The 352-nt window shown below is 53.7% G+C and carries 1 protein-coding gene; it reads right to left on the bottom strand.

The window, feature by feature from the left end; all coding sequences use genetic code 11:
* Positions 1 to 34 precede the first annotated feature (34 nt).
* A partial coding sequence (locus HMPREF3052_RS11565; protein WP_141756601.1) for a hypothetical protein occupies positions 35 to 352 on the bottom strand: 318 nt, incomplete at its 5' end.

Here is a 352-nt window from a genome sequence, read left to right as displayed (position 1 = left end):
TTTCAACACACAGCCGCCCGAAGGCGGCTGATCATCAATTGCTTTTTGCTCTTCGTGTATATCCGGTTTCAACACACAGCCGCCCGAAGGCGGCTGGTAGGCTTTCTTTACGTCTGCATTCCACCAAAAAAGTTTCAACACACAGCCGCCCGAAGGCGGCTGGAACAACTGCCAGCGAGATGACCCGGCAATGAATGGTTTCAACACACAGCCGCCCGAAGGCGGCTGGGGTCGCCTTTTTGTTTCCGCTTAAATCTTTTGCCGTTTCAACACACAGCCGCCCGAAGGCGGCTGGAAATTTTTTATATCGCAGGCGGTGGCGTTGTTCTGTTTCAACACACAGCCGCCCGAA

This window comes from Neisseria sp. HMSC056A03, from assembly GCF_001815685.1.
GTDB lineage: Bacteria > Pseudomonadota > Gammaproteobacteria > Burkholderiales > Neisseriaceae > Neisseria > Neisseria subflava.
The sequence above is the reverse complement of the archived record's forward strand: the minus strand, read 5'-3'. Positions and strand labels throughout refer to the sequence as shown.